Below are 13,726 nucleotides of genomic sequence, written 5' to 3'. Positions count from 1 at the left end.
AAAAATGGGGTCTGTCCCTATTTTTTTGGCAATAAAAAAGGCGGCGGCCTCGGATGAGGACCGCCGCCAAGGGCTTGGAGAAAGACGTTACGTCAGTTGCGCGCTTGCGCGTTCGCTTGCGCCACGTTGACGGCAGGCGCATCGCCCCAACCGCCGCCGAGCGCGCGGATCAGCGCCACGGTCGTCACGGCGCGCTCGCCGCGCAGCTGCACGGCATTGCGTTCGACGGCCGCCAGGTTGCGCTGCGCGTCCAGCAGTTCCAGGTAGCTGGAGCGGCCGGCCTGGTACAGCTTCTGCGCCAGGTCGGCCGAGCGGCGTGCCGACACCACCGCCTCGTCGATGCGCTGGGTCTGGCCGGACAGGATGCGCAGGCCGGCCAGGTTGTCCTCGACCTCGGCAAACGCCGTCAGCACGCTCTGGCGGTACTGGCCTACCGACTCTTCCAGCGCGGCCTCGCTGCGCACCACGTTGTTGCGGTTACGCCCGCCGTCGATGAGCGGCAGATTCAAGAGCGCGCCTAGCACCCACGAGCGGCTGCTCCACTTGAACACGTCGGCGAATGCCGGGCCGATGCCGCCGCCGGCCGCATTGATCGTCAGGGCCGGGAACATGGCCGAGCGGGCCACGCCGATGCGGGCGTTGGACGCCTCCATCGCGCGCTGGGCGGCGGCGATGTCGGGCCGCCGTTCCAGCAGGGCCGACGGCAGGCCGGCCGGGATGGCCGGCAGCAGGGTCGAGTCCTGCAGCGGGTTGACGCCGGCCGTGAACGCGGCGGCCGGCTTGCCCAGCAGGACGGCCAGCGCATGTTCCGCGTTGGCGCGCTGGCGTTCCAGGCCGATGGCCTCGGCCTGCGTCGTGGCCAGCTCGGTCTTGGCGCGCGACAGGTCGAACTCGCCGATGTCGCCCAGGTCGAAGCGGCGCTGGTTGATCTTGACGTTCTCCTCGCGCAGCCGGACCGTCTGCGCCACGGTCGCCAGTTCGGCGTCCGTGGCACGCAGGCGGAAATAGGTCTGGGCGACGTCGGCCTGCAGCGCCAGCAGCACGGAGCGGTAGTTCGCCTCCACCGTGGCCGCGTCGCCGCGCGCCGCCGCCACATTGGACGAGACGCGGCCGAACAGGTCGACTTCATAGCTGGCCGTCAGGCGCGCCGAGTAGCTCGTGCCAGGCGTGACCTCGGTGCCCTGCGGCAGGCCCAGTTCCAGCGGCGACTGGCGCGCGCGCTGGGCGCCGACGCCCAGGCCCACTTGCGGAATGCGGTCCGCCTCGGCGATGCCGGCGATGGCGCGCGCCTGCTTGACGCGCGCCGCCGCCACCGCCAGGTTGGCGTTGTTGCGGGTCGCTTCAAGCACCAGCTCGTTCAGGGCCGGGTCGTTGAAGGCCAGCCACCACTCGCCGCGCGGCTGCTGCTCGGCCGGCTGCGCCTGTTTCCAGCGGGTGCCGTCGGCGGCGGTGCGCACCGCCGCAGTGTCCTGCGACTCCTTGAAGGCCACCGGCACGTCGATGGCCGGCTGCTTCAGTTGCGGCGCGCCGCACGCGGCCAGCAGCAGCGCCGCCAGCAGCGCCGGGACGCCTCTTGCAATCATGGTTTTCATCCGTGGGTTCCTTCCATTTTGACGACGGGCGCGAAGTCGGGCGCCGCCGCGGGTTTCTTCTCCAGGCGCTTGGCCAGGGTGCGCAGCAGCACGTAGAACACGGGCGTCAGGAACAGGCCGAAGAACGTCACGCCCAGCATGCCGGCGAACACCGCCACGCCCATCGCATGGCGCATTTCCGAACCCGCACCGCTCGAGAACACCAGCGGCAGCACGCCCATGATGAACGCGATCGACGTCATCAGGATCGGGCGCAGACGCAGGCGGCAAGCCTCCAGTGCGGCCTCGACGACGGTACGGCCATGGTCTTCCAGTTCGCGGGCGAATTCCACGATCAGGATCGCGTTCTTCGACGCCAGCCCGACCAGCACGAACAGGGCGATCTGGGTGAACACGTTGTTGTCGCCACCGGTCAGCTTCACGCCGATCAGCGCGCACAGGATCGACATCGGCACGATCAGGATCACGGCCAGCGGCAGGGTCCAGCTCTCGTACTGCGCGGCCAGCACCAGGAACACCAGCAGCACGCACAGCGGGAACACGTAGATCATCGTGTTGCCGGCCAGGATGTCCTGGTAGGTCAGCTCGGTCCACTCGTAGGCGATCCCCTTCGGCAGCGTCTCGGCCAGCACCTGCTCCATCGCCGCCTGCGCCTGGCCGGACGACACGCCCGGGGCCGGGCCGCCATTCAGGTCGGCCGAGACGTAGGCGTTATAGCGCTGCACCCGGTCCGGGCCATACGTGTCTTTCACGCGCATCAGCGACGACAGCGGAATCATCTCGCCCTTGTCGTTGCGCACCTTCAGCTGGGCGATCTGCTCCGGCTGCGAGCGGAACTGCGCATCGGCCTGCACGCGTACCTGGTAGGTACGGCCGAACTGGTTGAAGTCGTTCACGTACAGCGAACCCAGGTTGATCTGCAAGGTCTGGTAGATCGTCTGCAGCGGCACGCCCAGCTGCTTCGCCTTCACGCGGTCCACGTCCGCGAACAGTTGCGGCACGTTGATCTGGAAGCCCGAGAACACGCCGGCAAGCTGCGGGTTCTGCGCGGCCTTGGCCTGCACCGCCTGCACCGCCTTGAACAGTTCGTCGTATCCCAGGTTGCCCCGGTCCTCGATCATCAGCTTGAAGCCGCCGGTGGTGCCCAGGCCATTGACCGGGGGCGGCGGCAGCACCATCACGAACGCGTCCTGCACGGCGCCCATGCGCTTGTTCATCTCGGCCGCGATGGCTTCGGCGGAGGTGTTCTTGTCGCGCCGCTTCTCGAACGGCTCCAGGCCCAGGAACACGATGCCGGCGTTCGGCGCGTTGGTGAAACCGTTGATCGACAGGCCCGGGAACGAGATCGAGTTTTCCACGCCCGGGATGTCCTCGGCGATGTCGGACATGCGGCGGATGACGGCGTCGGTGCGGTCCAGCGACGCCGCGTCGGGCAGCTGGGCGAAGCCGATCAGGTACTGCTTGTCCTGCGACGGCACGAAGCCAGGCGGCACGGCCTTGAACATGAACAGGCCGGCGGCCGTCAGCAGCGCATACACCACCAGCGAGGCGCCCTTGTGGCGCAGCACGCCCTTGACGCCGTTCTCGTAGCCGTGGGCGGAACGGTTGAAGAACTTGTTGAAGCCGGCGAAGAAGCGGCCGAACAGCTTGTCCATGCCGCGCGTCAGGAAGTCCTTCGGCTCGTCATGGCCTTTCAGCAGCGCGGCCGACAAGGCCGGTGCCAGGGTCAGCGAGCAGAATGCCGAGATGACGGTGGAGATGGCGATCGTCAGCGCGAACTGGCGATAGAACTGGCCGGTCAGGCCCGAGACGAACGCGATCGGCACGAACACGGCGCACAGCACCAGCGCGATGGCGATGATCGGGCCGGAGACTTCCTTCATCGCCTGCACGGTGGCATCGCGCGGCGACAGGCCGTTGCTGATGTTGCGCTCGACGTTCTCCACCACGACGATGGCATCGTCGACCACGATACCGATGGCCAGCACCAGGCCGAACAGCGACAGCGTGTTGATCGAGAAGCCGAAGCCCAGCATCACGGCGAAGGTACCGACGACCGAGACCGGCACCGCCAGCAGCGGGATGATGGAAGCACGCCAGGTCTGCAGGAAGATGATCACGACCAGCGCGACCAGCACCACCGCTTCGACCAGGGTGTGGATGACGGAGTTGATCGACTCACGCACGAATTGGGTCGGGTCGTACACAATGCTGTATTCGACGCCTTCCGGGAAATCTTTCGACAGTTCCTTCATCCGCTCCCGCACGTCCGCGGACAGCTGCAGCGCGTTGGCATTGGGGGCCTCGAAGATGGGGATTGCGACTGCCGACTTGTTGTTCAAGAGGGAGCGCAGCGCGTAGGAGTTGGAACCCATCTCCAGGCGCGCCACGTCCTTCAGCAAGGTGGTGGCGCCGTCGGCATTGACCTTGACGACGATGTTGCCGAAGTCCTCGGGCGACTGCAGGCGGCCGTGGGTCTTCACGGTCAGCTGGAAGTCGGCATCCTTGGACGGGCCCTGGCCGATCACGCCGGCCGCGACCTGCACGTTCTGCTCGCGGATCGAATTGACCACGTCACCTGCGGTCAGGCCGCGCGCCGCCACCTTCTGCGGATCGAGCCAGACGCGCATCGCGTAGTCGCCGGAACCGAACAGCTGGACCTCGCCCATGCCGTGGATGCGGGCCAGCTGGTCCTTGATGTTCAGCACCGCGTAATTGCGCAGGTACAGGTCGTCGTAGCGGCCGTCCGGCGAATTCAGGTGGACCACCATGGTCAGGTTGGGCGAGCTCTTGACGGTGGTGACGCCGATCTGGCGCACCTCTTCCGGCAGGCGCGGCAGCGCACGCTGGACGCGGTTCTGCACGGCCGTCTCGGCCTGCTCGACGTTGGTGCCGATGGCGAACGTCACCGTCAGCGCCAGCGCGCCGTCGGAGGTGTTCTGCGACGACATGTACAGCATGTTCTCGACGCCGTTGATCTGTTCTTCCAGCGGCGCGGCCACCGTTTCGGCGATGACCTTCGGATCGGCGCCCGGATACTGGGCGCGCACCACCACGGACGGCGGCACGACGTCCGGGTATTCGGAGATGGGGAGCTTGAAGATCGCGATCAGCCCCGCCACGAAGACGATGATCGACAGCACGGCCGCGAAAATCGGCTTGTCGATAAAGAATCGTGAAAAGTTCATGGGTATTCCTTGACTGGTTGGCTCCGGCCCCGCTTACAGTGCGGCGACCTTCGCATCCTTCTTGTTGTCGTCAGGCTTGGCGGCCACGTTCGAGTCCATCGGCACCAGCTGCGGCGTGATCGGCGCGCCCGGGCGCACGCGCTGCAGGCCGTTGACGACGATCTTTTCGTCCGCCTTCAGGCCCTCGCGCACCACGCGCAGGCCGTCCACCGTCGGGCCCAGTTTCACCGCGCGATACTCGGCCTTGTTGTCCTTGCCGACCACGAACACGAACTTGCGGTTCTGGTCCGTGCCGATGGCGCGGTCGTTGATCAGGATCGCCTTGGCTGTAGCGCTGCCGCCGCCCAGCTGCACGCGCGCGAACAGGCCCGGCACCAGCGTGCCGTCGGTGTTCGGGAACGTGGCGCGCATGCGCACGGAACCGGTCTGCGAATCGAGCTGGTTGTCGACGAATTCCAGCTTGCCCTCGTGCGGGAAGCCCTCCTCGTTGGCCAGGCCGACCCTGACGACGACCGGCTCGCCCTTGTGCGCCAGGCCGCCCACGCGCAGGTAGGTTTCCTCGTCGCCGTCGAAGCTGGCGTAGATCTTGTCGAGCGAGACGACGGAGGTCAGCACCACGGAGCCGTCGACCAGGTTGCCCAGCGTGATCTCGGCCTTCGAGACGCGGCCGTCGATCGGCGACGTGACGCGGGTGTAGGAAAGGTTCAGCTTGGCCGCCTCGTACTGCGCCTGGGCGGCGCGGGCGTTGGCGTCCAGTTCCTTCTGGGTGGAGGCGCGTTCGTCGAACTCGCGCTGGGCGATGGCCTTGTCGGCCAACAGCTTCTCGGCGCGCTGCAGTTCCAGCCGGGCCAGGTCGGCCTTGGCCTTGGCCGAGCTGGCGGCCGCCTGGGCGCGGTCGGCTTCGGCCTGATAGGGGCGCGGATCGATGACGAACAGCACGTCGCCCTTCTTCACCTGGCTGCCCGGCTTGAAGTTGACGGCCGTGATGAAGCCGGACACGCGAGCGCGGATCTCGACCCGGTCGATGGCTTCCAGGCGGCCGGAGAATTCCTGGGTTTCCGCGACGGCCTTCTCGACCACGACGGCGGCGGAGACGGGCGGGCCGCCGGCGGCGGGCGCCTCGGCCGTCTTGCCGGTCGCGTCCTCGCAGCCGGCCAGCGTAAGCGCCAGTCCAGCGGCGGCCAGCGCAGCGACTATTGGTCGAGTCAGTGCTTGTACGTTTTTCATTATTCACCCCTATTTATACGAAAACATGTGGAACTGAGCGCTACCGCCGCGCCGTGGCGCGCCCTTCCAAGCCGAAGGGCAAAGCGGTGCCGGCACGCCCTGGCGCGAGCGCTGGCGTGGGATTCCGGTTGAAGCGTCAGGAACTACCGAGAACTACTTTTGGTTAAGGAACTGCTTGACGAACGCGGTTCACTATATCGTCGGCACGACAATATGTAAACGCTTTTAGTTATTTATTACTGCTGGGGCCTCCGTCCCGTCGGCGCCGCGGATGAACGCGGCGATTTCATTGAGCGCGAAATAACAGGCGCAATCGTTGCGGCCACCCGGTTGCTCCAGCGGTGGCGCCGGCAGGCGGCGCACGGTCGTCGTGATGCCGCACTTGATCAGCTTGGCGCCGTACTGCTCGGCCTCGTCGCGCAGCGGATCGTCCTCGGCCGACAGGATCAGGGCCGGCGGCAGGTTCTTCAGCCGCGACGACTGCAGCGGCGACGCATACGGGTGCGTGCGGTCCGCCGCGTTGGGCAGGTAGCCGCGATAGCCGGCCGCACAGGTACCGGCGACCTTGTCGACCAGCGCCGCCTTGTCCGGGCAGACGGGCACCTCGCGCATCGAGCAGGTGGACAGGCCCGGGTCCAGCATCGGCATGATCAGCACCTGGCCCGTCAGCGCGGGACCGCCGCGGTCGCGCGCCATCAGCGACACCACGGCCGCCAGGTTGGCACCGGCCTCGATGCCGGCGACGACCAGGCGCTTGCCGCTCCAGCCCAGCTTGGCCTTGTTCTTCTTGGCCCACACCAGCACGGCATGGGCATCCTCGGCGGCGGCCGGGAACGGCCGCTCGGTGGCGAGGGTGTAGGCCGGCGACAGCGCCACCTGGGTCGGGTCGGCGCTGACCAGGCGGCTCAGGAAATCGTCGGCCTCGTCGATCGAGCCGCAGGTGAAGCCGCCGCCGTGGAAGAACACCACCAGTGTGTCGCGCTTCGCGGCCACCGGGCCGGCCTGGTACAGGCGCGCCTTCAGCTGGCCTTCGGCGCCCTTCACTTCCAGGTCGCGCAGCACCAGGTCGCTGGCCAGTTCAGGAACGGCGGCCGCGCTCGATGCGATACCCATCAGCGTGCCGCTCCGGCGCTGGCAGCCATCTCGCTTGCGCTGGCGGCCGCGAGCTGCGTACCGCTCAACACCTCACGCTGCAGTGCACCCAAACCCTTCGCTTCCGTGCCCGCGGTATGCGAATACACGTCGGTCGAGACGATCACTGCCAGTGCCAGCAGGCAGAGCGCCAGTGCAACCGTTGTCAGAATAGTGTCCCGAATCCCCATGTTCGCCTCCCGTCAGCCCTTCGAAAAATGTCTTCTCTTTGATGCAGTGCAGTAACTATAACTTTGAACTAGAATCTGATAAAGTCGTCAATGACGAATTGATTGTTCAGAACCTCGAACAATGACAGCCGGATTACTGGATTTAACTGTTCAGTAGCCGCTAGTGGCTTTCAAAACATTAGTCAGGAGGCAAGGGTGAACAAGCTGCAGGCCATGGAAGTGTTTGTGCAGGTCGTCGACGCGGGCGGGTTTTCGCGCGCCGCCGACGCCATGCAACTGCCCAAGGCGACCGTCTCCACCCTGATCCAGCAGCTGGAAGCGGCGCTGTCGGTCAAGCTGCTGCACCGCACCACGCGGCAGGTCACGGTGACCGCCGACGGCGCGGCGTATTACGAACGCTGCCTGCGCATCCTGACGGACGTGAAGGACGCCGAGGAATCGCTGTCGCGCACCCGCCTGTCACCCAGCGGCCGGCTGCGCGTGGACGCGCCCACCGGCCTGGCCTCCAGCATCCTGGTGCCCGCCCTGCCCGCCTTTTTCGAACGCTATCCGGACATCCAGCTGGAACTGGGCTGCTCCGACCGGCTGGTGGACCTGATCGAGGAAGGCGTCGATTGCGCCGTGCGCGGCGGCACGCTGGCCGACTCCACCCTGATCGCACGCCGGGTCGGCGTGCTCAACATGCTGACGTGCGCCAGTCCGGAGTACCTGGCGCAGTACGGCACGCCGCACCATCCGCGCGAGCTGGAGCGGCACCGCTGCGTCAACTACTTTTCCGCCAAGACCGGCAAGATCTACGACTGGGACTTCACCCGCGACGGCGAACGGATCCAGATCCCGCTGCCCGGCGTGATCGCCGTGAACGACTCGACCGCCTACGTCGAGGCGGGCCTGGCGGGACTGGGCGTGCTGCAGATGACGGACTACCTGCTGCGCGACCACCTGGCCAGCGGGCGCATGGTGCAGATCCTGCCGGACTGGGTGTCCGACCCGATTCCGATCAATATCGTCTACCCGCAGAACCGCCACCTGTCGACCAAGGTGCGCGTGTTCGTCGAATGGGTGGCCGAGCTGTTCGACAGCCACCCCAGCATGCGCGTGCGCGCGCTGGCGCCGAACGTCAACCAACCGCAACCCACCGCCGAACCGGAGATCGCATGAGCGAGCAGCACCAGATCGTCTTCCTCGACCGCGCCAGCCTCGTCGCCGACGTGCGCCGGCCCGCCTTCCCGCACACGTGCACCGAATATGACGCCAGCAGCGAGGCCCAGGCCGTAGAGCGCCTGCAGGGCGCCAGCATCGCCATCACCAACAAGGTGCCGCTGCGCGCGGAGGCACTGGCGCAGCTGCCGGACCTGCGCCTGATCGCCGTCGCCGCCACCGGCACCGACATCGTCGACCTGGCGGCGGCGCGCGCGCGCGGCATCGTCGTCTGCAATATCCGCGACTATGCCCGCGCCGCCGTGCCCGAACACACCTTCGCCCTGATGCTGGCCCTGCGCCGCAACCTGCTGGCCTACCGTGCCGACGTGGAAGCGGGCGCCTGGCAGCGCTCGCCCCGCTTCTGCCTGTTCGATCACCCGATCCGCGACCTGCACGGTAGCCGCCTGGGCCTGGTCGGCTACGGCGCGCTGGGCCGCCAGGTGGCGCACCTGGGCCGCGCCTTCGGCATGGAGATCGCCGTGCACACGCGCACGCCGGTGGACGGCGTCGTCAACCTGGGCCTGGACGAGCTGCTGGCCAGCTCCGACGTCGTCAGCCTGCACCTGCCGCTGTCGGACGCGACGCGCAACCTGATCGACGCGGCCCGGCTGGCGCGCATGAAGCCGACGGCGCTGCTGATCAACACCGCCCGCGGCGGCCTGGTGGACGAGGCGGCGCTGGCCGACGCCTTGACGCGCGGCGTCATCGCCGGTGCCGGCTTCGACGTGCTGGCGGGCGAGCCGCCGACAGCGGATAACGTGCTGCTGAACCTGCGCCTGCCGAACTTCATCCTGACGCCGCACAACGCCTGGGCCAGCCGCGAGGCGATGCAGGGGCTGGCCGACCAGTTGATCGGCAATGTGGAGGCGTTTGCCGCGGGGACGCCGCGCAACGTGGTCGCCTGACGCTCAGCCGCCCACATGCAGCAGCGCCGCCCAGAAGGCTGGGTGGCGCCGCTTCGCGTCGGCAGCGCGCAGGTAGCGCAGGGTTGCCTGCTGCAGGGCCAGCGCGATATCGTCCTCGTCGCGCGCATACCGGGCCAGCATGACCGTGACCAGTTGGCGCGTGGCCTCCGTCTCCACGGGCCAGAGCGAGGCGACGACGTTGCGCGCACCGGCCAGCAGGAAGGCACTGGTCAGTCCGGACAGGCCTTCCGAGTCCGGGTAGCCGTCCGGCGCCGACGTATCGCAGGCGCTCAATACCACCAGGTGCGCGTGCAGGCGCTGGCCGGCGATCTCGCGCGCCGTCAGCAGCCGCTCGTCCAGGGTGCCGTGCGGTGCGGTAAGCTCGAGGCTGGGCCCGAGCAGCGCCGCATGGCTGGCCGCCAGGTAGCCATGGGTCGTAAACACCAGCAGCCGGTAACGCTCCAGCGGCAGTCGCAACAGCTTGTGCTTGGTCGCGTCCGGACCACGCAGCATGGTCGTCGCGGCAGCGGGAAACAGGCGCACCAGGGTATCGAGCTCGCGCGCCAGTGCGCTTGTGCGGACCAGGCGCGGCGGCGCCAGGCCGATCGCCGCCGCCACGAAGAGACCACGGGTGCTCAGTTGCCCCGGCGGTGCCAGCGTCGCGGCGTTGCGCGGGTCGCCGACCAGCAGTGTACGGTCGGCCGGGCCGGCGGGGCGTCGCGCCAGCGCGACCGCGCTGCGCCAGGACGGCGTGACGGTCAGCGCGACGCGCTCGGCCAGCCAGCCCGGCGGCGCCGCTGGCGGACCAGTCACCAGCGCTCCCCACGGAATGCCGTCGACCAGCGGCGAGTTCGCCAGCAGCCAGTGGCGCGTTCCCGCGGCGCTGTGCAACACCGGGCCGAACAAGGCATCGAACAGCGCCGCGGCATCGGCGCGGGGAAACGCCGGCAGCGCGGCGACGCTGGCCACGCCGCGCATGCTGCTGGCCGCGTGCACGCGCCGTGCCAATTGCTGGATGCGCGCAACGGGCAGCCGCAGCGGCGCCAGCGTGACGCCAGTGTCGCGCCAGCACAGCGCGAAATTGCCGGCCGGATGGGTAATCCACTGGAAGTAGGCGCGTCCGGTGCCGAGCCGCTGCCGCAGTGCCGCGCTGTCGGTGCCGGCCGCGCCGTCCCCGTCCGCCTGCAAGCCGGCCTTCGATTGCGCCAGCTCGTCCAGCAAGGCCGCCAGGCGCCGCGTCAGCGCCGCCGTCCGCTCGTCCGGCGCGCGGCCGGCGGCCAGTCCGGCCGTGATGGCACCGCGCAGCTCGACCAGCTCGTCGACCAGCACCCCGTCGCGCCGCAGCCGTTCGGCCAGGGCGGCGCGGTCGCTGCGCGCGGCGCGGTCGGCCAGCTCGTTGCTCAGCTGTGCCCGCGAGGCGGCGAAGTCCGACGCGATCTCGGCCACCTCGCGCTCCTCCGCGCTGCCAGCAGGCAGCGTGACCGCCGCCCCACCCGCCAGCGCCGCCAGTATCGCCGCACCTGCGCGCAACTGCGGACTGTCCAGCCGTAACTGGCGCCGTCCCAGCTCCGCCGCGCGCTCGCTCGCGCCCGCCAGCAGCAGCCGGCCCCGCGCCCGGCGCAGGAACGGCAGCGCGTCGGCCGGCACGCCCCGGCTGGCGGCAAGCCGGCCCTGCGCCTCCTCCACCTCGGCCAGCAGCGTATTGCCCGCCTCCGGCGCAAGCATGTAGCGCCGCGCCAGCGGCACCGTCGCTGCCAGCAGGCGCTCCGCTTCGTCCAGCCGGCCCGCCAGCTGGTAGGCGCTGGCCAGCCGCAGCCAGGCCTGGACATGGGCCGGCTGCGTGCGTTCGTCGCCCAGCGCCGCCACCGCCGAGGACAGCGGACGCGGATCGACCAGCGGTTCCGGCTGATCGCGAAAGCCGGCATGGGCCCGCAAGGCCGGGTGTACCGACTCGGCCAGTGCGCGCGCCTCGTCCTGCCGGCCCAGCTGCCACAGGCGCAGCGCATGCTCGATCGCCAGCTCGGCATGGTTGCCATTGCGACCGCCCAGCACGGCCGCGCGCTCCAGCGTGTGCCGGGCACCGCCCAAATACTCGGGGTAGCGCTGCAGGTGCCAGGCGATGCCGTCCAGCGCGTTGCGCACGGCCAGTTCATCGTCTTTCAGCATGCTGTCATGCAGGTCGCGCGCGGCGCTCTCGAGTTCCGGCCCGACCCCTTGCTTGGGCAGGCCGGACGGGCCGTCGCGCCGCGCCTGGGCGATGTCCGCAAGGGCGCGCCGGTATGCCGCCTCGGCGACGCGCACCTGGCCCAGGTTCAGCGCCAGGGTGGCGCTCCAGTGCCAGTGACGCGCGCTGGCTTCCGGCGGCTGGCCGGACGGCGGCAGCAGCGCCCCGTGCGCCAGCGCGAGCTCCTCCGCTTCCCGGTAGCGCTCCAGGTTGACCAGTGCCGCGCGCTGGCAGCCGCGGGCAGTGTCGCGCGCGGCCGCGCTGGTCGCGACCCGCTCGTCGTAGCGGCACAGCCGCAGCACCTGGGCGTACTGGCCCAGGATCTGGTAGCGCGCCCCGGCCAGCACGCGGTTAAAGGCATCCAACGGCCCCGGGGCCGCCAGCGGCCGCGCCGGGTCCAGCAGCTGGCCAAACGCGGCCAGCTCGCCTTCCGCCCCGGGGCCGATGGGCGCAGGCGCGCTGGCCGGCACTGCCGGCGACGGCGCCTGCCGGGCCTGCGCGGCGCTGGCCAGCAGGCAGCAGCACAGCGCTCGCAGCAGCGGGCCAAGCCATCCACGCTCGCTACGCATGTCCCGTCCTTCAGATGTGACCGATGCTGACGCGCAGTACCGCCTGCGCGCCGATGCTGGCGGCGTCGAAGGATACCTGGCGTGGCGCGCCAGCGGGCGCGGCACGCTTGGGTGCGATGTCCAGGCCACGCTTGCGCAGTTCGTCCGACAGCCACGCGGTACCGCCGGGACGCGGCCGCGCCAGCTCCGCCGTTGCCTGCGGCAGGTCGAGCCGGCTCGCGCTGGAGGCGAACACGTAGATCGTCTCGACGCCGACGGCATGATCCAGCTGCAGCATTTCCTTGGCCGAGGCGGGGATGCGCAGCTGCGCCGCCGGTACCTCCTGCTGCCCACCCAGCGCGCTGGGATACAACCGCACCAGCTTGCCCGCGCTGTCGCCGGCAAGAACCAGAAACCATGCCGGCTTGCTGGCGTGCAGCCGCAAGGCGAACTGCTGGCCAGAGCGCAGCGTGAGGTCCGGCGGCAGCACCGTGTCGTCGGCAGCGGTCAGCTGCGCATGGATCTGCAATGCCAGGTAGTCGCCCGCAAGCACGCGGCGAATGCGCGCGCCCACGTATTCGTACACGCCGTCACGCCGGACCGGCTTGACGATACCCAGATGGTCCGCCTCGAATGCGTTGGGCCGCTCGTCGCAACCGGCCTGCGTCCTGCTGCGCGGGACCACGTGAAACGGTCCCGTCGCGCGCGTTTCGTAGACGCAGAATGCCCGGGGATAAGGGCGCTGCGACGGGCGCGCGCGCAACAGCGCCTGCCAGTCGTCCTCGTAGGCCTGCAGCAGCGTGTTGGCATCGATACCGCGCATGTCACGGAACTGGGGATTGCCGCTGACCCACGCGCTGACGTCCGCCAGGTCCGCGCCGCCGGCCGGCGTGGCGATGAAGAACACGGCCGCGACGGCACCCAGCTCGGCCGGTCCGTCGGCCTGCAGTTGCACCAGCATGCGTTTGACGACGAGGCCACCCATGCTGTGAGCGACGAACACCACATGGCGGTAGCGCCGGAACACGTCCTTGTCGCGCAAGCGCACCAGCAGCCGGTTGGCGATCTCGTTGACGTTGCTGCCGCCTGCCAGCGGCGCCGACCGGTAGCCCAGGCTCAGCACGGCGAGCTGCCCGGCGAAGGCGGGATCGCTGGCCAGCAGCACGGGCCAGTTGTGCTCGCGGTCGGCACCGAACGTGGTGACGGCGTCGCCCAGCACGCCGTGCACGAACACGACCAGCGTGCTGGCGGCCGGGCCCGCGCGCGCCGGTTCGAAGTCGGCATCCGCGCCCGTAGCGGACGTGCTCCTGCCGTCGCCGCAGGCGCCGAGCAGGGCCAGCAGCAGACAGCAACACGCATGCAAGAAGATGGCCGGCATCGCGCTTCTCCCCACGTCGGTGGGCGGCGGACGGGTCGCCGCGTCTCTCCGCCAGCTTACACCGTCGCGCTGGCGCGGGCGACGCGGGCGGCCAAAAATGGCTGCCCGCGTGCCACAGCGCGAGCGTTGCAATATCGGC

Annotated in this window: 9 protein-coding genes; 2 read left to right on the top strand and 7 right to left on the bottom strand. The window is 69.2% G+C overall.

Annotated elements, in window-relative coordinates; translation table 11 throughout:
* Window positions 1-92: 92 nt before the first annotated feature.
* The 5 genes from E7V67_010605 to E7V67_010585 all read right to left on the bottom strand — a co-directional run bounded on the left by E7V67_010605 (window position 93) and on the right by E7V67_010585 (window position 7,329).
* Window positions 93-1,592 carry an efflux transporter outer membrane subunit gene (locus tag E7V67_010605; protein WUR15522.1) on the bottom strand — a complete coding sequence of 500 codons (1,500 nt, stop codon included), beginning with the start codon at window positions 1,590-1,592 and terminating at the stop codon, window positions 93-95.
* Window positions 1,589-4,780, bottom strand: a complete 3,192-nt coding sequence (locus tag E7V67_010600; protein ID WUR15521.1) for an efflux RND transporter permease subunit — start codon at window positions 4,778-4,780, stop codon at window positions 1,589-1,591. Before E7V67_010600 ends, E7V67_010605 begins: the two co-directional genes overlap by 4 nt.
* 33 nt (window positions 4,781-4,813) lie before the next feature.
* The gene (locus E7V67_010595) at window positions 4,814-6,007 is read right to left on the bottom strand and encodes an efflux RND transporter periplasmic adaptor subunit (GenBank protein ID WUR15520.1); all 1,194 of its coding nucleotides are present in this window, start codon (window positions 6,005-6,007) and stop codon (window positions 4,814-4,816) included.
* A gap of 225 nt (window positions 6,008-6,232) precedes the next feature.
* Window positions 6,233-7,120 (bottom strand): alpha/beta hydrolase, encoded by an 888-nt coding sequence (locus tag E7V67_010590; GenBank protein WUR15519.1) that lies wholly within the window; start codon window positions 7,118-7,120, stop codon window positions 6,233-6,235.
* On the bottom strand, window positions 7,120-7,329 hold the full coding sequence (locus tag E7V67_010585; GenBank protein ID WUR15518.1) for a hypothetical protein: 210 nt from the start codon (window positions 7,327-7,329) through the stop codon (window positions 7,120-7,122). Before E7V67_010585 ends, E7V67_010590 begins: the two co-directional genes overlap by 1 nt.
* A gap of 195 nt (window positions 7,330-7,524) precedes the next feature.
* On the opposite strand from E7V67_010585, the gene E7V67_010580 reads away from it, so the two are divergent.
* Both E7V67_010580 and E7V67_010575 read left to right on the top strand, forming a co-directional pair.
* Entirely contained in the window at window positions 7,525-8,490 is a 966-nt protein-coding gene (locus E7V67_010580) for a LysR family transcriptional regulator (protein ID WUR15517.1), read from the top strand.
* On the top strand, window positions 8,487-9,437 hold the full coding sequence (locus E7V67_010575) for a D-2-hydroxyacid dehydrogenase (protein WUR15516.1): 951 nt from the start codon (window positions 8,487-8,489) through the stop codon (window positions 9,435-9,437). Before E7V67_010580 ends, E7V67_010575 begins: the two co-directional genes overlap by 4 nt.
* A gap of 3 nt (window positions 9,438-9,440) precedes the next feature.
* Here the strand turns inward: E7V67_010575 and E7V67_010570 are convergent, their stop codons facing one another.
* Complete coding sequence (locus E7V67_010570; GenBank protein WUR15515.1) at window positions 9,441-12,230, bottom strand: CHAT domain-containing protein; 2,790 nt, start codon at window positions 12,228-12,230, stop codon at window positions 9,441-9,443.
* A 10-nt stretch (window positions 12,231-12,240) separates the two neighbouring features.
* Window positions 12,241-13,587, bottom strand: a complete 1,347-nt coding sequence (locus tag E7V67_010565) for a DUF4384 domain-containing protein (protein WUR15514.1) — start codon at window positions 13,585-13,587, stop codon at window positions 12,241-12,243.
* Window positions 13,588-13,726 lie beyond the last annotated feature (139 nt).

This window comes from [Empedobacter] haloabium (assembly GCA_008011715.2).
GTDB lineage: Bacteria > Pseudomonadota > Gammaproteobacteria > Burkholderiales > Burkholderiaceae_D > Rugamonas > Rugamonas haloabia.
Note: the sequence above shows the minus strand (reverse complement) of the source record. Positions and strands in the feature narration are given on the sequence as shown.